Genomic DNA, 24,106 nt, shown 5'->3' on the forward strand with positions numbered 1-24,106 from the left:
TGCCTACTTTTAAAATAAATCGGATAACACTGCATCTGGCATTAATGTTTTCTTTGTTCCTGAAACAGCAGACAAGTTATGCGGTCACATTTAATACTGACTTCCTGGTTGGAAAATCCAGCCATGCCGATTTATCTCGCTTCTATCAAAACAGCGATCTGCCTGCAGGGAATTATGACATTGATGTTTACGTCAACGGTGACTGGAAGGGGAAGTACACTGCCAGCGTCGTTAGTAGCCTAAATGACATCCGGATAAAATCACAGGAATTTACCCGAATGGGGTTACGAAAGGTTCTGACTAATCCTAAAAATGAAAAAAGCCAATCCCTGAACGTCTATTCCCTTGATAAAGGAATTAAGAGTAGCTTTGACAGCGGTCAGCTGAGGCTGGATTTAAGTGTACCGCAGCAGGAGATGGACACAAAATGGCAGGGATATATTGACCCTAAATTCTGGAGCGAAGGCATCCCCGGCCTGACACTGTCTTATCAGGCAAACTATTATCACTCAGCCTCTAACAATCATCAGAATGAAGACAGCGGTTATATCTCATTAAACACCGGGCTCAATCTGCTTAGCTGGCAGTTACGTGATAACAGTTCCTTTAATTACTCCAGAACGGGCAAGTCTAAATGGCAAAATAATACCCGATACTTGCAGAGAAATATTAGCGCCATTGATTCACAGTTACGGGTAGGCGACAGCTATACCCCGTCAGACCTCTTTGACTCTTACCGTTTTCGGGGCATCAGCATGGGGACCGATATCCGCATGTTCCCAGACTCCATGCAGGGGTTTGCGCCCATCGTTCATGGCGTGGCCCAGACAAATGCCCTGGTGAAAATCATCCAGAATGGCGTGGTTATCTATCAGCAAAATGTGTCCCCTGGTCCCTTCGCGATTAATGATATTTTGCCCACGGGTTCAGGAGGCGACCTGAATGTTGAAGTCGACGAGGCGGACGGCCGTATTCAGCGCTTTACCGTCCCTTATTCCTCGGTTCCCGGCATGTTGAAGCCCGGTATCAACGTCTACAACCTGGCGATGGGAAAGGTGCAAATCCCGGACGTCTCCGTCCATCCTGAATTTATTCAGGGTACCTGGCGTCGGGGGATGTCGAATCTGTTTACCGCCTATGCCGGAGGGCTCTGGAGCAACCATTACAGCTCTGTTCTGCTCGGTACCGGGCTGAACCTGCCCCTGGGTGCGCTGTCCTTCGATATCACTCAGGCGCGTCAGACCTCTTACCGGCACGTAGAAAGCAGTAGCGGGCAGAGCTTCCGCCTCGCCTACAGTAAGTTCCTGGCGAATACGGGCACCAATTTTGCGCTGGCAGCCTATCGCTACTCCACCAGCGGCTTTCTGACCATGGAGGATTCGGTCCAGCGAGAAAGCGACGGAAGGAGTGAAAACAACAGCATCACGGTAAACCAAAAGAACAGCTTCAACTTTAATGTGAATCAAAACCTGGGAAGGGCAGCGGGATCGCTGTTTCTGTCCGGCACCCTGAGAAATTACTGGGGCGGTAAGCAGAACAGTAAAGAGTACCAGGTGGGCTATTCGAATACGCTGTGTAATGTGACCTTTAACGTTTCTGCCAGCCGAACCCGGGATAATGACAACCGGGAAGAGATGCGTTATTACGTCGGATTATCCGTTCCCTTCAGCGTCTTTGACTCACCGATGTATCTGTCAACCAACGCGTCCTTTACGCAAGATCACTATAACAACAGCGATCTGGGGTTAAGCGGCACCGCCGGTCAGGCCAACCAGTGGAACTATAACATTGATATGGCCAACAGCCAGGGCGGCAAAACGACCACCAATGCGAACGTCGGGTACCGCGCCTCCGCCACCACCATGAACGCGTCGTGGAGCCAGTCATCGGACTTCAATCAGGAAGGATTGGGGCTGACCGGTAGTATGGTGGCGTATCAGGGCGGCGTGCTGTTTGCCAATCAGGTCGGCAGTACCTTTGCAATTATAGATGCTCCGGGCGTAGCCAACGCCGCGGTTAACAGCGACTCGACCATGGTCACCAACAGTCGGGGCAAAGCGCTTATTCCCTATATGTCACCTTACCGTAAAAACTCAATGACGCTGGATACCACCAATCTGGGCGATGACGTGCAGCTGCTGGGTAACCGCAAAGATGTTGTGCCTTATGCCGGATCCATCAGCTACGTGAAGTTTGAAACCGACCAGCGTAAGAGCTTTATCTTTTATGCCGTCGATCCGCAGAATTCCCCGCTGCCGTTTGGTGCGCTGGTCACGGACAGTCAGGGTAATGAGATGGGCTATGTCGGACAGGGCAGCGTGATCTTTGTGCACAGCGAGAAACTGCCCGATAAGGTCATCGTCCATTTCTCCAGTGACGATGCACGTCTCTGTACTATTACCCACCCGAAAACTAACCTGGCAAGTGATGTCAATCACTGCCAGTAATCAGGGAAGAATATGAAGAAAATGCCCGCCCCCCTGCGCGTAATAAGAATAGGTTCAGTGATTGCCTTTAGTTTACTGGCCATGTTCCTGTCTACCCGGGCTAGCGCAAACTGTACACAAAATGCTGTTATTAATGCTCCCTTTCTCTATTTTGATGCCACGACTGCATTAAATATGACGGGATACGTTTCGTTCAGTCAGCGGACAGAATATCCAGGCACCTTTACCTGCAGTATGCCAGCCTGGGGCATCATAGGGGGTAAGAACACCGTCGATAACTCCACGCCTTATGCCCAGAATACGCTTAATCTGAAATTCCCGGGCAATGCTTATGTCAGCGTCAACATCAGCAAGCCCACACCGCAGGAGACACACCCTAAGGTCGGCACCAACAACGGTTCGGATATTGATGCCGACTTTACCGTCACCCTGCGACTACTGGCAACGGTCCCGACTAAAAATGTTATGGTGGTCAATGGTGATACTGCCACCATCAATCCGGTTGTGCTTGCCCAGGACAGTACGGGCCTGACTATCATTCAGAATATTGCCAGGATGGTCAGTGATTTTGCCTATTTTATCTTCCACTGGAGCTGGCCAAAACATAACTACGACATTTATTACAAAGCTCTGAAGATTAGATTCGTGAAAAGTGTCACCACGTGCAGCTTCGATGATGATAATAAAACCGTGGTGCTGAACAATATTGATATTGCCTCACTGGCGAGCGGGGCCACCAATGGTAAGAAAGCATTTGTCTTAAATTTTAGTTGTGACGGCATTAAGAATGGCATCGCCGGAGTCAATCTGAAGGCATTTTTGAGCAGCAACTATCTGCTGGCGTCCGATAATACTACGCTGATTTCCAGAGAAACAGGTGGGGCAAAAGGCGTCGGTATTCGTGTGGCAAAAGCGAGTGATAATATTCCGATCATCTTCAGCCCGTCAGAAACTGTCCAGGGAAATGCAACCGCACTGTTCTCTTACACTGCTGACCAGGCGTTACCATCGCAGCTATGGATACCCTTGAATGCGTGGTACTACGTGTATGACAAGCAGGCACTGTCCAGCGGCCAAGTGAGCACAACAGCGATGGTGAATTTTGTTTATGACTAATGGATAAACGGCGATTACTGTTTGTACACTAAAACAGATGAATATCCCTGCAGTATTTATGGATAAACACGCGGGGGTGCATGTTCTGTGTATATCAGTCGCAGGATGCCGGAAGGCGACTTTCTCCACGGGATTTTCAGTTCGTTCAGACGCCCCGCGTAGCATTCGACAATGCCCGGACTTTATGCGAGGCAAGACGTATCAAGCGATCTCCCGCAGCGAAAATCCGCCGATAACGATCGCTTTAACCCATCCAATAAATACTCAGGCAATATAGCAAAAACAAAAACAGTGGCCGGTTTCCCGGCCACGCGATCAATTACAGCAGGTCGGCAATCATCTTATCCAGTTTGCCCTGGTCGATGGCAAAGTTACGGATGCCTTCAGCCAGTTTCTGTACTGCCATTGGATCCTGGTTGTGCTGCCACAGGAACTCAGACTCGGTCATTTTCGCCGGACGCGCTTTCACTTCACCGCTGTAGGACAGCTTGCGCTCAACGCTACCTTCGGTTTCTGCCAGTTCTTTCAGCAGGCCCGGAGAGATGGTCAGACGGTCGCAGCCCGCCAGTTCGATGATTTCGCCAACGTTACGGAAGCTGGCACCCATCACCACGGTTTCGTAACCGTGCTGCTTGTAGTATTCATAGATTTCAGTGACGGAAACCACGCCTGGATCTTCGTTCGGTGCGTACTCTTTCTTATCGGTATTGGCTTTGTACCAGTCGAGAATACGACCAACAAACGGAGAAATCAGGAACACGCCGGCTTCCGCACAGGCACGCGCCTGAGCGAAGGAGAACAGCAGCGTCAGGTTACAGTTGATGCCTTCTTTTTCCAGCTGTTCCGCCGCGCGGATACCCTGCCAGGTAGAAGCCAGCTTGATCAGGATGCGGTCGTTGCTGATGCCGGCATCGTTATACAGTTTGATCAGGCTACGGGCTTTAGCAATGCTGCCTTCGGTATCGTAAGACAGGCGTGCGTCGACTTCGGTAGAGATGCGGCCCGGGACCAGCTGCAGAATTTCCAGACCAATGTTCACCGCCAGCTTGTCGGCAGCGTAGGCTACCTGCTCTTCTTTATTGCTGGTCTGCTTACGCGCCCATACCACGGCTTCATCAATCAGCTTACGGTATTCTGGGATCTGTGCGGCGCTAAGGATCAGGGAAGGGTTGGTGGTGGCATCTTGAGGTTTGTAGAGTTTCATCGCTGCGATGTCGCCAGTATCAGCAACAACGGTAGTGAGTTGACGCAGGGAAGATAATTTGTCCGTCATAGTTGTCATTCTCATCAAAGTTGATTTGTCAGGGTGTTGAAAATGTCTGCCCGGATGATAGCACGCGTACCCCACCATGCAAGAGGCGTAAACTTTCGTGCCTCATCGGGCTAAAGCCGGCGCACAAAAGCCCCATTATCCCGGTCATTGCCGGGGTTTTCATCCGCCACCAATAGCAGCGATTAGCCACCCGGGCCCACTTTTTTGTTACAGTAGGCGCTGATACTTTTCTGCCCCTCTCTGCAATGAAGGACGCGTTCATGTTAATGGTAATATCCCCGGCCAAAACGCTGGACTTTGAAAGCCCGCTGGCGACGCAACGTTACACTCAGCCTGCCCTGCTGGAAGAGTCACAGAAGCTGATTGCCGTGGCGCGTAAGCTCTCACCGGCGGATATCGGTTCACTGATGCACATCAGCGATAAACTGGCCGTGCTGAACGCCCAGCGCTTTAACGACTGGCAGCCGGATTTCACCCCCGACAACGCCCGCCAGGCGATCCTCGCGTTTAAAGGGGATGTATATACCGGCCTGCAGGCCGAAACCTTCAGTGAAAAAGATTTCGATTTCGCCCAGCAGCATCTGCGCATGCTGTCAGGGCTGTACGGACTGCTGCGCCCACTGGATCTGATGCAGGCCTATCGTCTGGAAATGGGTATTAAACTGGCCAATCCGGCAGGCAAAGATCTCTACAGCTTCTGGGGTGAAAAACTGACCCACGCGCTGAATGCTGCGCTGGCAGACCAGGGCGATGACGTGCTGATCAATCTCGCGTCCGATGAGTATTTCAAAGCGGTTAAACCTAAACTGCTTAAAGGCGAGATCGTCAAGCCAGTATTTTTAGACGAGAAAAACGGCACGTTTAAGGTTATCAGCTTCTATGCGAAAAAAGCGCGTGGCCTGATGAGCCGCTATATCATTGAGCATCGCCTGAGCAAACCTGCACAGCTCAAGAAATTTGATGTGGACGGTTATGCGTTTGATGCGGAAGCAAGCAAAGGGAACGAGCTGGTATTTAAACGCCGCGAAACCGCGTAAAACCAGGGGACGACCTTCTTTTCTGGTCGCCCCTGATGCGGGTAAAAGGCTGACCGGATAACGGTCAGCCCCTGCGCAACACAGTTTAGCTGATTATTTCTTCAGCAGGAACTCACGCAGTTCGGCAAAGTCACCTTTCATCTTATGCGACAGCAGCGGCAAATCGGCACGTTCGGCCAGCGCCTCCGGCAGCGTCAGCGTTTGATCGAGGATCGCTTCCACACTCTCTTTAAACTTCGCCGGGTGCGCGGTGCCGAGGAACAGGCCAAACTCGCCTTCCTGCAGCTGATCGCGCAGCAGACGGTAGGCGATGGCCGCGTGCGGCTCTGAAAGGTAGCCCAGATCGGCCAGCTCACGCATGGTCGCTTTAGTGGTCTCGTCATCCACGGCACCGTAACCCAGATCCTGCAGGCGCCAGATTTTGCGACGGAAGATCTCTTCCACGCGCGGCCAGTTGTTCGGCTGAGACACATCCATCGCGTTAGACAGGGTGGCGACAGTCACGTTAGGTGCCCACTCACCGTTCACCAGGAAACGCGGCACGGTGTCGTTCGCGTTGGTGGCAGCAATAAAGCGTTTCACCGGCAGGCCGAGCGTCTTCGCCAGCAGGCCAGCCGTCAGGTCACCAAAGTTACCGCTCGGTACGGAGATCACCAGCTGGTTACGTTTTTCCTGTGGCAGCTGCGCCACCGCTTCAAAGTAATAGCAGATCTGCGCCAGCAGCCGGCTGATGTTGATCGAGTTCGCCGAGTTCAGGCCAATGGCCTTCTTCAGCTCTTCATCATCAAACGCCTGTTTCACCAGCGACTGGCAGGCATCGAAATCGCCGTCGACGGCGATGGTCTGAATATTCCCACCCAGCGTACAGAACAGCTTCTCCTGCAGCGGGCTGATTTTGCCCTGCGGATAGAGGATCACCACACGCACGTTTTCCATACCGTAGAAGGCATGAGCGACGGCGGCACCGGTATCACCCGACGTGGCGGTCAGGATGGTGATCTTCTCGTCGGCTCCGCTGACACAGGCAAGCATCTGTGCCATAAAGCGGCCGCCGAAGTCTTTGAACGCCAGCGTCGGCCCGTGGAATAACTCCAGTGCAGCGATATCCTCAGTGACATCCACGACCGGTGCCGGGAAGGTGAAGGCCGTTTTCAGGCGCTCATTCAGCTGATGCGCTTCAATTTCGTCACCGATAAAGGCCGACAGGATCTTGCTACTGCGGGTGACGAAATCCATTTCCAGCATGGCATCGATGTCGGTCAGTTCGAATTCAGGTAATTCCAGCGGAAAGAACAGGCCCTGCTGTTTACCCAGACCCTGCTTCACCGCCTGGGCGAAGCTGACCTGCTCATTGTGATCCTTAAGATTATACAGTTTCATGCGTTATCCCAGTTTACGTGCGCCTGCCGTGTCTAAACGGCAGATATGGACGAAGCCTTCATCATTTTGCAGATAATGCTGGCGGAGCCAGTCTGCCATACGTTGTGCGGTATCCTGCTGGTTACACACGGCAAACAGCGTAGGGCCGGAGCCAGAAATACCACAGGCCAGTGCACCGATATCGGCAGCGGCCTGACGGGCTTCACTGAAGCCCGGTAACAATTGGGTGCGGTAAGGTTCCGCAATGACGTCCTGCATCAGCTTTGCCGCCAGCAGCGGTTGCTGTGTATGACAGGCGTGAATAAAGCCCCCAAGGTAGCGGCCGTGGCGGATAATATCCTCTTTGCGATACTGCGCAGGCAGGATCGCACGGGCTTCTGCCGTGGAGACCTTAATCCCCGGATAAGCCATCACCCACAGCCAGTCATCAAAGCCTGGCACTTCCTGACTGATAATGCCGTTCTCTTCCAGCATCAGCTGCATACCCCCCAGGAAACAGGGGGCCACATTGTCATAGTGTACGCTGCCGGAGATGCGCCCTTCCAGTTCGCCCATCAGCGCCAGCAGCGCCGTATCGTCCAGCGGCTTACCGCAGTGTTCATTCATCGCCATTAATCCGGCGACTACCGAGCAGGCGCTGGAGCCGAGGCCGGAGCCAATTGGCATATTTTTTTCCAGTGTCATCCTGACCGGCACGCGCTCGCCGATCGCTTCACAGAAGCGATCCCAGCACTGATAGACAATATTTTCTTTCGGGTTCGCCGGCAACTTGCTGACGAAGCTGCCTTCATTGTGCAGACTGAATTCGTCGGCCGCTTCCACGGTTACGCAATCGCCCAGCAGCGTGCCATCTACCGGTGACACGGCCGCCCCGAGAACGTCAAAGCCAACGCTGACGTTGCCAATTGAGGCAGGGGCATGAATTTTAACCATGATTAAACTCCCAACTTCCACGACAGAGTGCGTAACAGATCGGCAAACACGCCCGCCGCCGTCACATCATTACCGGCACCATAACCACGCAGCACCAGCGGGATCGGCTGATAGTAGCGGCTGTAAAACGCCAGCGCATTCTCGCCATTTTTGACTTTATACAGCGGGTCGTTACCGTCGACCGCATCGATCTTCACTTTGCACACGCCGCCCTCTTCAATGGCACCGACGAAGCGTAATACCTTTCCTGCCTCACCTGCGCTGGCCACTCTTGCCGCAAAACCGGCATCCAGCTCCGGCAGGCGCGCCATAAAGGTTTCCACATCGGCGATGGCGGTCAGTTCGGGCGGTAACACCGCTTCGATTTCAATGTCGCTCAGCTCCAGCTGATAGCCCGCCTCACGGGCCAGGATCAGCAGCTTACGTGCCACATCCAGCCCGGACAGGTCTTCACGCGGGTCCGGCTCGGTAAAGCCCATCTCACGGGCCATTTTAGTGGCATCCGAAAGCGATACGCCTTCATCCAGTTTACCGAAGATAAACGACAGTGAGCCAGAGAGGATACCGGAGAAGCTGATCAAATCATCACCGGCGTTCAGCAGGTTTTGCAGGTTCTCAATCACCGGCAGCCCCGCCCCGACGTTCGTGTCATAAAGGAATTTACGTCGGGACTTTGCCGCTGCTGCACGCATCTGCTGGTAATAGTGATACGAGGAAGTATTGGCCTTTTTATTCGGCGTCACTACGTGGAAACCGTCGCTCAGGAAGTCAGCGTACTGGTCGGCAACCTGCTGGCTGGAGGTACAGTCAACGATCACCGGGTTCAGCAGGTGATACTCTTTCACCAGGCGGCTCAGACGGCTCAGATCAAACGGCTCTTTCGCCGCTTTTAGCTGTTCCTGCCAGTTCTCCAGGGGGATGCCGTGCACGTTGGTCAGCAGCGCCCGCGAATTGGCGATGCCACAGACCCGCAGGTCAATGTGCTTATTTTTCAGCCAGGTCTGCTGACGATGGAGCTGCTCAATCAGTGCAGCCCCAACGCCGCCGACGCCGATCACAAAGACTTCGATGACCTGGTCGGTGGCAAACAGCATCTGATGTACCACGCGTACGCCGGTGGTCGCTTCATCATTGCTGACCACCACCGAGATGGAGCGCTCAGACGAGCCCTGGGCAATGGCGACGATATTGATATTGGCGCGGGCCAGCGCGGAGAAGAACTTGGCGGAGATACCCCGGAGCGTGCGCATGCCGTCACCTACCACGGAGATCACGGCCAGCTGTTCCATCACATCCAGCGGCTCCAGCAGGCCATCCTTCAGCTCAAGGTAGAACTCATCTTCCAGCACGCGGCGCGCGCGCGCCAGGTCGCTCTGGGAGACGCAGAAACTGATGCTGTATTCGGAAGACGACTGGGTGATCAGCACCACGGAAATTCCGCTGCGTGACATGGCCGCAAACACGCGAGCCGCCATACCTACCATGCCTTTCATTCCCGGGCCGGAGACGTTGAACATCGCCATGTTATTCAGGTTAGTGATGCCCTTAACCGGGTTATCCTCATCGCTGCCGTCGCCGCCGATCAGCGTGCCGGGTGCCTGCGGATTCGCGGTGTTTTTGATCAGGCAGGGGATCTGAAACTGGGCAATCGGCGCAATGGTGCGGGGGTGAAGGACTTTAGCGCCAAAATAGGAGAGCTCCATCGCTTCCTGATAAGACATCGACTTCAGCAGGCGGGCGTCCGGCACCTGACGCGGATCGCAGGTATAGACCCCGTCCACATCGGTCCAGATTTCACAACAGTCGGCGCGCAGGCAGGCCGCCAGCACCGCCGCAGAATAGTCAGACCCGTTACGGCCCAGTACCACCAGCTCACCGCGCTCGTTACCGGCAGTAAAGCCCGCCATCAGCACCATATTGCTGGCCGGGATCTGACTGGCGGCGATACGGCGGGTGGATTCGGCGATATCCACGGTAGATTCCAGATAGTGGCCAACGGCCAGCAACTGCTCTACCGGATTGATGACGCTGACGCCATAACCGCGCGCCTGGAGCAGACCTTCCATAATAGCGATAGAGAGCTTTTCCCCCCGGCAGATGATCGCCGCATTCACACTGTCCGGGCACTGGCCCAGCAAGGCGATGCCGTGCAGCACCTGCTTTAACTGCGCAAACTCCTGATCAACCACGCCTTTGAGCCGGTCATAGGCGAAACCCGGCTGGGCCTCCGCCAGTCCCTGCAGCAGCTCGGCGAAAATTCGCTCCGCATCGCTGAGATTGGGTGAGGCATCCTGACCGCTGATGGTTTTCTCAATCATCGCCACCAGATGGTTGGTAATCTTCGCTGGCGCGGACAATACGGTAGCAACCTGTCCCTGCTTTGCATTACTTTCCAGAATATCAGCCACGCGCAGAAAACGTTCCGCATTGGCTACTGAGGTTCCACCGAATTTCAGCACTCGCATGTTCAAACTCTCCTGAATTTTTGCCGAAAAAAAAAGCCCGCACTGGTTAGGTGCGGGCTTATTTTTGATTTTTCCTGTATGCGTCAGCCCGCACCGTTACCTGTGGTAATGGTGGTGGTAATAATGATTGTTGTCATCAGGCTGTTTTTGCGCATTGAGATTTATCTTTTTATCTGTCTGTAAAATCTGTCGGCTTTCAGAAGTAAAGCAAACGCCCGGCCAAGTCAATTTTTTTATCAAAAGCGACTTTTTTGCACTACAAGGTAGCCGGGCACTTTTCACCGCCCGTGCCAATCTGTTGTATTACTCAGGAACAAAATGGCAGTAAATAGCGCTGCTTTTCAGGATTCCTACAGCTTTTTAATCTGGAGGTTTTTTTCGATGTCATGCAGCAAACGATGCAGCATCGCGGTATCCCGCTGCTGTAACAGTCCGATACGCTGCTGCAGCCAGTCAGCCAGTTTTTCATCACCCGCAACCTCCAGCTGCTGCAATAAATCCCGGACCCGCTGGCGCAGAGCGACCAGCTGCCCGGCCTGGGCTTCCGCTGTCATCTGGGCGCTGACCTGGCGCAGGGCCGAGAGCTGGTAGCAGTAGACCATCACCGCCTGACCGAGATTCAGCGACGGGTAGTCCGCTGCCATCGGGATCCCCGTCAGCAGGTCAACCTGCGCCAGTTCCTCATTGGTCAGGCCGCTGTCCTCACGGCCGAATACCAAAGCCGCACTGCCCATCCACTGCTGTTTCTCTTCCAGCACCTCCTGCACCTGCTGTGGCGTAGCGTAATAACGCAATTTCGCCCGCGAGCGCGCCGTGGTGGCAATACTGAAATCAATATCTGCCAGCGCCGCTTCAAGTGAGGTCCAGTGGGTGGCCTGGTTCAGGATCTCCGTCGCCCCGTGGGCCACACGCAGTGCGGCCGGGTCAAGATGCGCCTGGCTGTTAACAATACGCAATTCATCAAATCCCATGGTTTTCATCGCACGGGCTGCCGCGCCGACATTTTCAGCCCGGGCAGGAGAAACAAGGATCAGGGGGAAACGCATAATCACCTATCAGAGAGAGAAACAACCGCCTTAATGATGCACCGGTTTTAAGATGATAACAGGCGCTATCAGGCATAATATCTTAATGTTAACTGCCGCCGTTTAAAGCAGGGCAATCAAATGATAGCCCTAAATATTCTGTGAAACCCAGCAAAAAAAAGACTCTGTCGCGATTATATACAGTTTATCAAACAATTAACTTTTGTTAAAAACCGTCTCGCTCCTGTATTCATCTGTCGCACAAATGCGTCAGCCCTTCACCTTAATTGTGAGCTAACCTGCCATTCTGGGAACCATTTTTCACAAAAGTGTTAACGTGCTACAATTGGTTTGATATAAGTCAACTAAGCGTTGTTTTATTGCGTAATGGTTGTTGCCTGTGCTGTTATGTTGCTGTTAATACCGTTAGGATGTACGCCGTTTAGTACTACCGGGGCATGCAGGATACAGCCTGATGGGCTGCGCAAAACCCAGAAAACCTGACGTTTCAGCAGCGCTGAATCATCAGGTATCAAGGGTTAGCCACCTTGTTGACGGTACATGGAACGTGTATCAAGAACATCATTCTGTACTGCTGTTGTTTTGCTTCTGGCTCTGAACACCAGGTGGTAGCCAGCGCCAACAGCCGTATGTCCTGTTTTCGATTTTGTTGGCAATTTTAGGTAGCGAACACATGCAGACCCCGCACATACTTATCGTTGAAGACGAATTAGTCACTCGTAATACGCTCAAAAGTATTTTTGAAGCCGAAGGCTACATGGTTTATGAAGCTACGGACGGCGCTGAAATGCACCAAATACTGACGGAAAATGACGTCAATCTGGTGATAATGGACATCAACTTGCCGGGCAAAAATGGCCTGCTGCTGGCGCGTGAACTGCGTGAGCAGGCGAACGTAGCGCTGATGTTCCTGACTGGCCGTGATAACGAAGTAGATAAAATCCTCGGCCTGGAAATCGGCGCTGATGACTACATCACCAAGCCCTTTAACCCACGTGAACTGACCATCCGTGCCCGTAACCTGCTGTCACGTACCATGAATCTGGCGGCAGTGAGCGACGAGCGCAAGCTGGTTGAATCCTACCGCTTTAATGGCTGGGAACTGGATATCAACAGCCGTTCACTGGTCAGCCCGCAGGGCGAACAGTATAAGCTGCCGCGCAGCGAGTTCCGTGCGATGCTGCACTTCTGCGAAAACCCGGGCAAGATCCAGACCCGTGCTGACCTGCTGAAGAAAATGACCGGCCGCGAACTGAAGCCTCACGATCGTACTGTTGACGTGACCATCCGTCGTATCCGCAAGCATTTTGAATCCACACCGGATACCCCGGAAATCATCGCCACGATCCACGGTGAAGGTTACCGCTTCTGTGGCGATCTGCAGGATTAATGCACGTCAGGGTCGACCGTTTTCCGGTCGACCCGCGACATCTGCTACTGATGGCCCCACGGAATAATCGGCACCGCACTGAGCGCATTTTTCGGTGACCCGTCGACCACCTTATCTGAATAGCTCAAATAAATCAGTGCATTACGTTTTTTATCAAAGAAACGTACGACCTGGAGCTTTTTGAATACCAGCGATGTCCGCTTTCTGAATACCACTTCTCCCTCTGATTTCCCCTGCGCTATTTTGTCGCTGAGTTCGACCGGCCCGACCTGCTGGCAGGAGATCGCCGCATCGGACGTATCTTCAGCCAGTCCCAGGCCGCCTTTAATCCCCCCGGTTTTTGCCCGGCTCAGGTAGCAGGTGACGTTTTTCACCTCCGGGTCATCAAACGCTTCAACGACTATTTTATGGTCGGGGCCAAACATCTTAAAGACGGTATCCACCGAACCCACCTGTTCCGCCTGCAATAAGCCTGGAAAAAAGAACACTGAAGTGACTATTAACACTTTTTTAATTGTCATGACGTTACCATTTCAAAGAAAATAGATGACATTGTAAGGTAGACACGAAACTACCGTACTCTTACGTTTATAACGCTATCTGTCGTTAATCTGACCGTATTTAGCACATTTTCACAGCTAATACCCGGTACTTAGCTTTTGCAATTAATGCTACTATTCGTCGACTTTGCTTACCATGCACCAATTCTGAGTAACATGAGGACGATTTATGGACCAAGCCGGTATCATCCGAGATTTGCTTGTCTGGCTGGAGAGCCACCTCGACCAACCATTATCCCTGGATAATGTTGCGGCTAAGGCAGGTTATTCAAAATGGCATTTGCAAAGAATGTTCAAGGACGTCACTGGTCACGCGATTGGCGCTTATATTCGCGCACGTCGTTTGTCGAAGGCGGCTGTCGCCTTAAGGCTGACAAGCCGCCCTATTCTGGATATTGCTTTACAGTACCGTTTCGATTCGCAACAAACTTTCACCAGGGCCTTCAAAAAGCAGTTTGCTCAGACGCCCGCCTGGTATCGCCGGTCATCTGACTGGAATGCCTATGGCCTGCGTCCGCCTATTCGCCTCAATGACGTCAGATTACCTGAACCGACCTGGGTCAGTCTGCCGGAAATCGTGCTGACAGGACAAACTCAGTCTTACACCTGCACACTGGAGCAAATCTCACGCTTCCGTGATGAGATGCGTATGCACTTCTGGCGACAGTTTCTCACCGAGACCGATACGGTTCCACCAGTACTGTACGGCCTTCATCAGTCGCGTCCCAGTACGGACAAAGATGACGAGCAGGAAATCCTCTATACCACTGCCGTTCCTTCCGGGGAGATAGCCAGCCAGCTGCATTCAACCCAGACGGTACTGCTGGAAGCGGGGGATTATGTTCAGTTCACCTATGAAGGGCCACGCCACGGCCTTCAGGATTTTGTGTTGCAGATTTACGGCACCTGCATGCCGACACTGAATCTGACACGTCGCCACGGACAGGATATTGAGCGTTTTTATACCCACGGGGGTAAGAAACGTGCCGAGCCTCCCGTCGATATCCACTGTGAATATCTGATCCCGATCCGACGCCAGTCGTAATGTCTCGATCATGAAAAAGGGCCGGCTATGCCGGCCCTTTTTGCAGGTTAACGCTGCAGTTCGTCGAGCGCAGTCTCCTCGAGATGCGCCACATCCCCGGCGGTTTCCACCACCCAGCCTGAAGCCAGCCAGGCGCTTTGCTGATGGTCAACGCGTGAAAGAGAACAGTTGCGCAGGCGAAGACGACGCTCCGCATTCGCCGGCAGCCCGAGGATGGTACTGAGCAACACCCCCAGTGCCATACCATGGCTGACAATCAGCGGGCGGCTTCCTTCTGGCAGTGCCAGACAGGCATCCAGCGCCTGGTGCATCCGCTGTGCCATCTCGCCCATGGATTCCCCCTGCGGGATACGACCATTTTCCGTGCCATCAACCAGCGTTTTCCGCCAGCCCTCCTCCTCTGCGGTCAGTGAATCCAGCAGGCGCTGTTCCAGCACCCCCATATTCAACTCACGCAGGCGGGGATCCAGCACGACTGAACAACCGCAGGCGTCGGCAATGATCTCGGCGGTACGCCGGGTACGGCCCAGATCGCTGGCAATCACGTGGGTGATGCCGAGCTTTTTCACCCGTTCCCCCACCTGATGAGCCTGCTGCTCTCCTTTCTCAGTCAGCGCGCTGTCTGACTGCCCCTGAATGCGACGTGCCGCATTCCATAGCGTTTCTCCGTGGCGAACAAGATAGACCTGTAACATGCGATTTTCCGTTATACTGCGACAAATTTGCGTAGAGGGTTCAAACAATTATGTACCATGTTGTCGCTGCTACCATCAATCCAGCCAAAATTAAGGCAATTTCTCAAGCCTTCAGCGATATCTTCGGGGAAGGATCCTGCCATATTGAGGGTGTCGAGGTCGACAGCGGCGTGGCTGCCCAACCGATCACAAACACAGAAACGCGAACTGGCGCACGTCAGCGCGTGATGAATGCCCGCCAGGTCAGACCTGAAGCCGATTTCTGGGTGGCGATCGAGGCCGGCATTGAAGACAATACGGCCTTTGCATGGATGGTGGTAGAAAACCATAAGCTGCGTGGCGAGTCCCGCTCTGCCAGTTTTACCCTGCCAGCCATTGTAATGAAAGGCATTCATGAAGGCCGTGAACTGGGCGAAGAGATGGCTCGTCTCACGGGCATTGATAATATCAAGCATAAGGGCGGTGCCATTGGTGCCTTCACGGCCGGCCACCTGACCCGCACCAGCGTCTATCACCAGGCCCTGATCCTCGCCCTCTGCCCGTTTCATAACGACATCTACCAGCGCAAAGACGACAACTCAGACCTTATCTGATCCGCTCAGAAGCTGTGCCTCCAGCCAGGCCTTCAACGCCGGAGGTGCGCTTTTCAGGCTGTTTGAGCCCCGCGTAATTGTGGCAATCCCTGCCCCCAGCTCATTTTTCAGCTCACGCTGGCTCATTTCGCCGCGCATCAGCTCTTCGACGATCCGCAGCCGGGTACCCAGCGCTTCACGCTCATCCGGGGTCAGCATCAGCTGCAACAGCGGAAGATGCAGCTCACTCTGATAGGCCCGCTGCAGCAGCGTGACAAAACGCAGCCAGTCTTCGCTGGCCGGGTCGCTCGTAACGGGAACAGGGGTTGGGTTGGTCATGGTATTCCGCCATACTATTCAACTAGTACAGTAGCATATCATCATCATCTTCATACTTGAAGCGACAGCGGTGTCAGCGCGGCATATTCCCGCCCCCTGACGGCACAGAGACGCCTGTGCCCTGCTGTCGCTCCCGGCCGCCTGACCGTCATTCACCTCAGTAACGCTGCTGCCACTCGCGGTCAGAGAACAGGTTGTCAGACTGTTTCATGAAGTAACGATAATAGGCGTCATAGGCCAGCACGTTCTTCACATACCCCCGGGTCTCAGAGAACGGGATGGTTTCGATAAAGGCCACGGCGTCCAGCTTACCGGCGCTGTTACCCTGCCAGGTACGAACCCGCGATGGTCCGGCATTATACGCTGCCGAAGCAAAGATACGGTTCTGACCGAACTGCTGATACACCGACTCGAGATACTGCGTCCCAATCTGGATGTTGGTTTCAGCATCCAGCAGCTGGCTGCTGTTGCTGTATCCCGGAATGCTGAATTTGGTCACCGTATGCTGTGCCGTCGCAGGCATGACCTGCATCAGACCGGATGCGCCTACCGGGGAGCGGGCTTTGGGATTCCAGGCACTCTCCTGACGGGCAATCGCCATGGCGTAACTCATCGGGATGCTCTTACCGCTGATATTGCGTTCAAACTGCGGCTGCCAGGCCAGCGGGAAGCGCTCCTGCAGGCTGTTCCATAGTTTGCCGGTGATGGTGGCCTGTACGCTCAGATCCCACCAGTTTTGCTGGCGTGCGTAGCTGGCCAGCATCTGCTGCTGCGGCCTGGTGCGGCTGGACACCAGATAACTCCACTCGCTGCGGGCGAGGTTATCCATTCCCCAGTACATCAGCTCCCGCACGCGGGCGATCTCCGGGCCTTCGGTCAGGCTGCTGTCTACCGCCGGGGCTTTGTCGACCTGCAGCGGATACTCCACGCCCAGCTTCTGCGCGGCAACCATCGGATAGAACCCGCGCTCCTGCATCAGCTTGCGCAGGATGCCCTCTGCTTCCTCTTTGCGCCCCTGCTCAAGCAGCAGGTCAGCCTGCCAGTACTGCCACTCATCTTTCTCTTTAGCTTCTACCGGCAGGCGGGCAATCCAGGTATTCATTCCCCGGCGATCGTTGTTGCCCAGTGACATCCGCACCCGGCGTTCAATCAGGGAGGTGGCGTCACTGCGCATCACCACATCATCGCGCCAGCGTGCCTGCTCGCTGGTGATATCGTTGCCCATCAGCCGCCAGGCCACCGCTTCCTTCAGCGCCTGGGTCTGCTGTTCATCCAGCTTTTGCAATTGCACCAGAGAGGGGATCATCTGCCGCGCCCGTTCGGCATCCGTCCGGGCCAGACTGCTAAAGGCAATCGCCGTGGCCTGGCGGGTAAAGTCTGTCGCGCCGACGCTACGCGCAAAATTCTCAACCGTACCCGGGTTATTTTGCAGATCCATTACCGCATTGGCGATGGTCTGATAATCCTCAGGCAGCTGTTTGGCCAGGAAATTCACCAGATTGCTGTTCCCCGCTTTCATCGCCAGACGGATACGTTCCAGCGTAGTAATCGGGTTCTGCTGTCCGGCCGCCTGCCAGGCGCTGAACAGCTTATCGCAGGTGCCGGGCAGCGAGCTGCCGGTCAGCCAGATGGCTTTCGCCCCGTCCCAGGCCACCTGCTGCTGGCCCGTGGCCCATTTGGCGTAATACCAGTTACAACGTGCCGCCACAGGCTTGGGTGCCTGCGGGCTGAAGACCAGTAAACCCCGCCAGTCCTGACGTCGCGCCAGCTCATTCACAAAGCGTGAAGAAAGCGAGCGCACGGGCGGCAGGGTCGGATAGCGTTTAATAAAGTCATTTACCGCCAGGCCGGTTTCCTGATCAAGATTCTGCGCCAGCTGGCGGTATTCCAGATAAGGGTAAAGGGGATAGTCGTGCAGCGTCGGCATCAGCCGATCGACGGTATCCATCTGTTTACTGTCCCAGGCCTGTTTGATTTGCAGGTAACGGGTACGTTGTTCATCCAGTGAATCCGCCCGGGCACTGCCGGTGGCTGCCGTTAAGCACGCCGCTACTACCCATAACTGCCACTTGTCCGCCATGACTTTCCCCACGTTACCGCCTTAATTATTCCTGAATCGCGAAATTTATCTGCTTCATGCTAACCAGTTGCGGCCCAACGTGCCATGAACTGAACAAATATTTACGGAATGAGCCCCGAACGGCAGTGAAGCCGGCCCTGTCGGAGCCACGCTTTTTTTCCAACAGGCCCGATGCCCTATGATAGTACAAACCCTGCGCACCGATCGTGCATCAGCCACGGCCCGCATTAACGAAGGGTATGAAAATCAGTGAATTAAAAACTGGCACGCCCTTTGCTCTGTTGAATTCCATCTTGTATACCAGACGGAATTCAACTTATGGCTTTCACCAACGGGTTTACGATCCAGGACTGGCAGCATCATCATCAGCAGCACCCGCAGGAGGTGCTCTCCACGCTGGAAGCCCTGCTGGCCGCGCTCTCCCCCGCAGACAATGCCTGGATCTACCTCGCCACGCCCGCACAGCTGCGTGCGCAGGTAGAGCCGCTGCTGGCAGCCTGGCAGCAGGACCCGGCCTCGTTGCCGCTGTTTGGCGTTCCATTCGCGGTAAAAGACAATATTGATATTGCCGGCTGGCCCACCAGCGCCGCCTGCCCGGCCTTTACCTATACGGCAGAGAGCGACGCGGTGGCGGTAGCCAATCTGAAAGGCAAGGGGGCGGTGGTCATCGGCAAGACCAATCTGGACCAGTACGCCACCGGTCTGGTCGGGACGCGCTCGCCGTTTGGCGCAGTCTGTAACACGTTTGATCCTGCGTATGTCAGCGGCGGCTCCAGCTCCGGCTCCGCCTCGGTTACTGCCCGGGGCCTGGTGTGCTTTGCGCTCGGTACCGATACCGCCGGTTCCGGGCGCGTCCCTGCCGGGTTTAATAATATCGTCGGCCTGAAGCCGACAAAAGGCTGGCTTTCCGCCACCGGGGTGGTGCCCGCCTGCCGTCTGAACGACACCATTTCCGTCTTCGCGCTGACCGTGGAAGATGCCTTCCTTGCCGCCAGCTGTGCCGGAGGCTATGACAGTCTGGATGCCTACGCCCGCCATAATCCGGGCCTCGCACCGGCTGCCCTGCCGGACGCCCCGCGTTTCGCCATCCCGGCCAGCCCGGTATTCTTTGGCGACGCGCAGGCGCAGGCCGCGTGGGAGGCCGCCTGTGCCGACCTGATCGCCGCCGGTGCCAGCCTGCAGCCGGTGGACTTTACCCCCTTTACGCAGCTGGCGGAACAGCTCTACTCAGGCCCGTGGGTGGCCGAGCGCACCGTGGCCGTGGGCGCGATGCTGTCGCGCCCGGAAGAGATGGATCCGGTGGTGTACGACATCGTCGCCAGTGGCAACCACTACAGCGCCGTGGACGCTTACAAAGCGGAATATCTGCGCGCCGAACTGACGCGCCAGATCCAGCAGACGCTCAGCCAGTTTGATGCGCTGGTGGTGCCGACCTCGCCGACCATTCATACGCTGGAAGAGATGAAACAGGAACCGGTGCGCTACAACTCGCAGTTCGGCACCTATACCAACTTTACCAACCTCGCCGATCTGGCCGCGCTGGCGCTGCCCGCGCCGTTTCGCACCGACGGTCTGCCAGCGGGCATTACGCTGATCGCACTGGCCTGGCACGACCGGGCGCTGGCAACTTTCGGCCTGCGCTGGCAGCAGCAGCAGGCTCTGAGCCTCGGAGCCACCGGCCGGCCGCAGCCTGCGCCCGGAACCCTGCCCGCCTCATCACTGCACGTACGTGTGGCGGTGGTCGGTGCCCATCTGACCGGCATGCCACTCAACCACCAGCTGACCCGACGACATGCGGTTCGGGTGGAAGAGACCACCACCGCAGCCTGTTATCGCCTGTATGCGCTGGCCAATACCGTCCCGGCCAAACCCGGGCTGGTCAAAGCCGTCACAGGGGCCGCTATCCTCGTTGAGCTGTGGGATATCCCGCTGGCGCGCTTTGGCGAGTTTGTAGCAGAAATCCCTGCCCCGCTGGGGATCGGCACGCTGGAACTGGCCGACGGCCGCAGCGTAAAAGGGTTTATCTGTGAGCCTGCTGCGCTGACGCAGGCCACTGACATCACTGAATTCGGCGGCTGGCGCCGCTGGCTGAGCCGCGAGGAGAAGTCTGATGTTTAACACTGTTCTGGTTGCCAACCGTGGCGAAATTGCCTGCCGCGCCATCCGTACCCTGAAGCGCCTCGGCATCACCAGCGTCGCGGTGTACTCCGATGCCGACAAAAACGCACAGCACGTCAAAGATGCCGATATTGCCCTTGCCCTCGGTGGTGCTAAGGCCAGCGACAGCTATCTGGTCATCGACAAAATTCTTGCCGCCGCCCGCGAGAGCGGGGCTGAAGCCATCTGGCCCGGCTACGGCTTCCTCTCTGAAAGCCTGCCGTTTGCCGCCGCCTGCGAAGCCGCAGGCATTGTCTTTATCGGCCCGACTGCACAGCAGATCGGCGAGTTTGGCCTGAAGCACCGGGCACGCGAGCTGGCGGCTGCGGCGGGCGTCCCCATGACGCCGGGCACGCCACTGCTGGACTCGCTTGCAGAGGCGATTGCCGCCGCGACGCGTATTGGCTACCCGGTGATGCTGAAAAGTACGGCGGGGGGCGGCGGTATTGGCCTGACGCGCTGCGCCAGTGAAGCCACGCTGGTCAGCGCCTGGGAGAGCGTGCGCCGCCTGGGCGAACAGTTTTTCAGCGATGCCGGCGTGTTCCTTGAGTGCTGCATCGATCAGGCCCGTCACGTTGAGGTACAGATTTTTGGCGATGGCCAGGGCAAGGTCGTGGCCCTCGGTGAGCGCGACTGTTCACTGCAGCGCCGCAATCAGAAGGTCGTGGAAGAGACTCCGGCCCCGAACCTGCCCGCTGCGACCCGCGCCGCCCTGCTCGACTCCGCCGTCAAACTCGGCGAACTGGTGAACTACCGCAGCGCCGGAACGGTGGAATACATCTATGACGCCGTGCGCGATGAATTCTTCTTCCTTGAAGTGAACACCCGCCTGCAGGTGGAGCACCCGGTGACCGAGTGCGTTACCGGCCTGGACCTGGTGGAGTGCATGCTGCAGGTCGCCGCCGGGGAGTCGCCAGACTGGGATAAGATGGCGCAGGCTCCGCAGGGTGCAGCCATTGAGGTACGTATCTACGCGGAAGATCCACTGAAAAACTTCCAGCCCAGCCCCGGTATCCTGACCGAAGTCTGCTTCCCGGAGGGCGTTCGCCTCGACAGCTGGGTCAGTACCGGCACGGAGGTTTCTGCCTTCTACGACCCGATGATCGCCAAACTGATCGTCCACGCGGACAACCGCGCGGCGGCGCTGGAAAAAATGCAGGCGGCGCTGAATGAAACCCGTCTGCACGGCATCGCCACCAACCTCGACTATCTGCGCCAGGTGGTCGCCACCGAGGCTTTCCGCAGCGGCAACGTCTGGACGCGCCTGCTCGACGGCTTTACACCGAAAGCCGCAGTGATTGAAGTGCTCCAGCCCGGCACCTGGAGCAGCATTCAGGACTACCCGGGCCGTCCTGGCTACTGGGATATCGGCGTGCCCCCCTCCGGGCCGATGGATGACTACGCCTTCCGCCTCGCCAACCGCATCGTCGGCAACGCTGAAGAAGCCGCCGGGCTGGAGTTTACCCTGCAGGGTCCCACGCTGCGGTTTCACAGCGACGCGCTGATCGCCCTGACCGGGGCGGCCTGTCCGGCGTCACTGGATGGGGAAGAGGTGGCGTACTGGCAGCCGGTGGCGGTCAAAGCCGGACAGACGCTGACCCTGGGCCGGGCGCAGCAGGGCTGCCGGACCTGCCTGGCCGTGCGTAACGGCTTTGACGTGCCGGAATACCTCGGCAGTCGCTCCACGTTTGCCCTCGGTCAGTTTGGCGGTCACGCCGGGCGGACCCTGCGGGTGGCCGATATGCTGGCCATCTCTCAGCCGCATCTGGCCGCCTGTACCACCCCTGCGCCGGTCAGCGAACCGGCGGCCCTGCCCGTCGCCGATCGCCCGGTGTACGGGGATGAATGGCGCATCGGCGTACTGTATGGCCCGCACGGCGCACCGGACTTCTTCACTGCGCAGTCGATTGACGAATTCTTTGCCGCCGAATGGCAGGTACATTACAACTCCAACCGCCTCGGCGTGCGGCTGGTCGGGCCGAAACCGGGCTGGGCGCGTGCCAACGGTGGCGAAGCCGGGCTGCATCCCTCTAACGTCCACGACTGCGAATACGCCATCGGGGCGGTTAACTTTACCGGAGACTTTCCGGTGATCCTCACCCGGGACGGGCCCAGCCTGGGCGGTTTTGTCTGCCCGGTGACCATTGCGAAAGCAGAGCTGTGGAAAGTCGGCCAGGTCAAACCGGGCGATCGCATCCGTTTCCACCCCATCAGCGCCGAAGAAGCCCACGCGCTGGCGCTGGCGCAGGATCGCAGTATTCACGAACTGTGCGCCCTGCGTACCGCCCCCTTTGCAGCGCCATCACTGGCGGATACCGTCCACGGCTCAGCAACGGTACTGGCGGCGATCAAGGCCACGGATACCACGCCCACGGCGATTTATCGTCAGGCGGGTGACAACTATATTCTGCTGGAGTACGGCGATAACGTGCTGGATCTCGCCCTGCGCCTGCGCGTGCATCTGCTGATGACCGCCCTTACCGGCGTCGGCCAGCCCGGTATTGAAGAGCTCTCTCCCGGCGTACGTTCCCTGCAGATCCGTTACGACAGTCAGATCCTCAGCCAGAAGCAGCTGATGAGCCTGTTGCTGACACTGGAAAAGAATCTGGGTGACGTGACGCAGATGAAAGTGCCCTCGCGCATTGTCCACCTGCCGATGGCCTTTGAGGACAGCGCGACCCTGGGGGCCGTCGCGCGCTATGCCGAAACCGTGCGGGCCAGCGCGCCCTGGCTGCCGAATAACGTCGACTTTATTCAGCGTATTAATGGTCTTGCCAGCCGCGAAGAGGTCAGTCGCACACTCTTTGACGCCAGCTACCTGATCCTCGGCCTGGGCGATGTCTATCTGGGTGCGCCCTGTGCCGTGCCGATCGATCCGCGTCACCGCCTGCTCAGTTCAAAATACAACCCGGCGCGTACCCACACCGCCGAAGGCACCGTCGGCATTGGCGGCATGTATATGTGCATCTACGGCATGGACTCCCCCGGCGGCTATCAGCTGGTGGGCCGCACGCTGCCGATCTGGAACAAATTCCTGAAGAATGACCAGTTCGCTGCCGGCGAACCCTGGCTGCTGCGCTTCTTCGATCAGGTGCGTTTCTACCCGGTCAGCGAGGCCGAACTCGACGTCCTGCGCGATGACTTCCGCGAGGGACGCGCCCGGGTGCGTATCGAACAGTCGGTCTTTGATTTTGCTGAACATACCCGGTTCCTCGCCGACCATGCTGACGCCATCAGCGCCTTCCGCCAGAAGCAGGCCCGCGCCTTCGAGGCTGAAGTCGCCCTGTGGGCGCAGGAAGAGGACGGTGCGCCGCTGACCAGCGATGAGACGCTGCTGCCGCCGGAAGAGGATGAGAGTGCGTTTCAGGTCAGCGCCGATCTGAACGGCAACATCTGGAAAGTGCTGGTACAGCCGGGCGATGAGGTGGCCGCCGGTCAGCCGCTGATTATCGTCGAGGCGATGAAAATGGAGTTGGCGGTCAATGCCCCCCGGGCCGGGCGCGTCAAGCGCATCGGCTGCCAGCCTGGCCGCCCGGTCAGCCCCGGCGATGCCCTGCTGTGGCTGGAATAA

Annotated in this window: 18 protein-coding genes and 1 other annotated feature; of the genes, 8 read left to right on the plus strand and 10 right to left on the minus strand. The window is 56.4% G+C overall.

Going from position 1 to position 24,106, the window contains the following annotated elements; all coding sequences use genetic code 11:
• Positions 1 to 44: 44 nt before the first annotated feature.
• A complete protein-coding gene (locus ACZ3HG_RS17375) occupies positions 45 to 2,447 on the plus strand; it encodes a fimbria/pilus outer membrane usher protein (protein ID WP_465333563.1) in 2,403 nt (800 codons plus the stop codon).
• Between the two features lie 12 nt (positions 2,448 to 2,459).
• Positions 2,460 to 3,563 (plus strand): fimbrial protein, encoded by a 1,104-nt coding sequence (locus tag ACZ3HG_RS17380; RefSeq protein ID WP_465333565.1) that lies wholly within the window; start codon positions 2,460 to 2,462, stop codon positions 3,561 to 3,563.
• Between the two features lie 319 nt (positions 3,564 to 3,882).
• Here the strand turns inward: ACZ3HG_RS17380 and tal are convergent, their stop codons facing one another.
• Complete coding sequence (gene tal / locus ACZ3HG_RS17385; RefSeq protein ID WP_191934199.1) at positions 3,883 to 4,836, minus strand: transaldolase; 954 nt, start codon at positions 4,834 to 4,836, stop codon at positions 3,883 to 3,885.
• A gap of 260 nt (positions 4,837 to 5,096) precedes the next feature.
• On the opposite strand from tal, the gene yaaA reads away from it, so the two are divergent.
• A complete protein-coding gene (yaaA, locus tag ACZ3HG_RS17390; protein ID WP_465333567.1) occupies positions 5,097 to 5,873 on the plus strand; it encodes a peroxide stress protein YaaA in 777 nt (258 codons plus the stop codon).
• Positions 5,874 to 5,966: 93 nt separating this feature from the next.
• On the opposite strand, the gene thrC is transcribed toward yaaA, so the two are convergent.
• The 5 genes from thrC to ACZ3HG_RS17415 form a co-directional block, all read right to left on the minus strand.
• Positions 5,967 to 7,253: a threonine synthase gene (thrC, locus tag ACZ3HG_RS17395; protein ID WP_191934201.1), complete on the minus strand. Its 1,287-nt coding sequence runs from the start codon at positions 7,251 to 7,253 to the stop codon at positions 5,967 to 5,969.
• Between the two features lie 3 nt (positions 7,254 to 7,256).
• On the minus strand, positions 7,257 to 8,186 hold the full coding sequence (gene thrB / locus ACZ3HG_RS17400) for a homoserine kinase (RefSeq protein WP_191934202.1): 930 nt from the start codon (positions 8,184 to 8,186) through the stop codon (positions 7,257 to 7,259).
• 2 nt (positions 8,187 to 8,188) lie between these two features.
• Positions 8,189 to 10,651: a bifunctional aspartate kinase/homoserine dehydrogenase I gene (thrA, locus tag ACZ3HG_RS17405; protein WP_465333570.1), complete on the minus strand. Its 2,463-nt coding sequence runs from the start codon at positions 10,649 to 10,651 to the stop codon at positions 8,189 to 8,191.
• A gap of 26 nt (positions 10,652 to 10,677) precedes the next feature.
• Positions 10,678 to 10,799, minus strand: a sequence feature (Thr leader region).
• On the minus strand, positions 10,735 to 10,806 hold the full coding sequence (gene thrL, locus ACZ3HG_RS17410; protein WP_072277474.1) for a thr operon leader peptide: 72 nt from the start codon (positions 10,804 to 10,806) through the stop codon (positions 10,735 to 10,737). Its footprint overlaps the feature before it by 65 nt.
• Before the next feature lie 195 nt (positions 10,807 to 11,001).
• Complete coding sequence (locus ACZ3HG_RS17415) at positions 11,002 to 11,697, minus strand: tRNA/rRNA methyltransferase (RefSeq protein ID WP_465333572.1); 696 nt, start codon at positions 11,695 to 11,697, stop codon at positions 11,002 to 11,004.
• Between the two features lie 673 nt (positions 11,698 to 12,370).
• On the opposite strand from ACZ3HG_RS17415, the gene arcA reads away from it, so the two are divergent.
• Positions 12,371 to 13,087, plus strand: coding sequence for a two-component system response regulator ArcA (arcA, locus tag ACZ3HG_RS17420; protein ID WP_191934205.1), 717 nt, complete (start codon positions 12,371 to 12,373; stop codon positions 13,085 to 13,087).
• Positions 13,088 to 13,131: 44 nt separating this feature from the next.
• Here arcA and creA read toward each other — a convergent pair whose 3' ends face one another.
• Complete coding sequence (creA, locus tag ACZ3HG_RS17425; RefSeq protein ID WP_191934206.1) at positions 13,132 to 13,608, minus strand: protein CreA; 477 nt, start codon at positions 13,606 to 13,608, stop codon at positions 13,132 to 13,134.
• A gap of 208 nt (positions 13,609 to 13,816) precedes the next feature.
• On the opposite strand from creA, the gene robA reads away from it, so the two are divergent.
• Complete coding sequence (gene robA, locus ACZ3HG_RS17430) at positions 13,817 to 14,692, plus strand: MDR efflux pump AcrAB transcriptional activator RobA (RefSeq protein ID WP_191934207.1); 876 nt, start codon at positions 13,817 to 13,819, stop codon at positions 14,690 to 14,692.
• A 47-nt stretch (positions 14,693 to 14,739) separates the two neighbouring features.
• On the opposite strand, the gene gpmB is transcribed toward robA, so the two are convergent.
• Positions 14,740 to 15,387 (minus strand): 2,3-diphosphoglycerate-dependent phosphoglycerate mutase GpmB, encoded by a 648-nt coding sequence (gene gpmB / locus ACZ3HG_RS17435; RefSeq protein ID WP_191934208.1) that lies wholly within the window; start codon positions 15,385 to 15,387, stop codon positions 14,740 to 14,742.
• 50 nt (positions 15,388 to 15,437) lie between these two features.
• Here gpmB and yjjX point away from each other — a divergent pair, with 50 nt between their 5' ends.
• On the plus strand, positions 15,438 to 15,980 hold the full coding sequence (yjjX, locus tag ACZ3HG_RS17440) for an inosine/xanthosine triphosphatase (RefSeq protein ID WP_191934209.1): 543 nt from the start codon (positions 15,438 to 15,440) through the stop codon (positions 15,978 to 15,980).
• On the opposite strand, the gene trpR is transcribed toward yjjX, so the two are convergent.
• Positions 15,966 to 16,298, minus strand: coding sequence for a trp operon repressor (gene trpR / locus ACZ3HG_RS17445; protein WP_191934210.1), 333 nt, complete (start codon positions 16,296 to 16,298; stop codon positions 15,966 to 15,968). The genes yjjX and trpR overlap by 15 nt on opposite strands.
• A gap of 157 nt (positions 16,299 to 16,455) precedes the next feature.
• Positions 16,456 to 18,378: a murein transglycosylase gene (sltY, locus tag ACZ3HG_RS17450; RefSeq protein WP_465333613.1), complete on the minus strand. Its 1,923-nt coding sequence runs from the start codon at positions 18,376 to 18,378 to the stop codon at positions 16,456 to 16,458.
• 318 nt (positions 18,379 to 18,696) lie between these two features.
• Here sltY and atzF point away from each other — a divergent pair, with 318 nt between their 5' ends.
• Both atzF and uca read left to right on the plus strand, forming a co-directional pair.
• Entirely contained in the window at positions 18,697 to 20,496 is a 1,800-nt protein-coding gene (atzF, locus tag ACZ3HG_RS17455; protein ID WP_465333575.1) for an allophanate hydrolase, read from the plus strand.
• Positions 20,489 to 24,106, plus strand: a complete 3,618-nt coding sequence (gene uca, locus ACZ3HG_RS17460) for an urea carboxylase (RefSeq protein WP_465333577.1) — start codon at positions 20,489 to 20,491, stop codon at positions 24,104 to 24,106. Before atzF ends, uca begins: the two co-directional genes overlap by 8 nt.

Source organism: Erwinia sp. PME.40.26/001 (genome assembly GCF_055556675.1).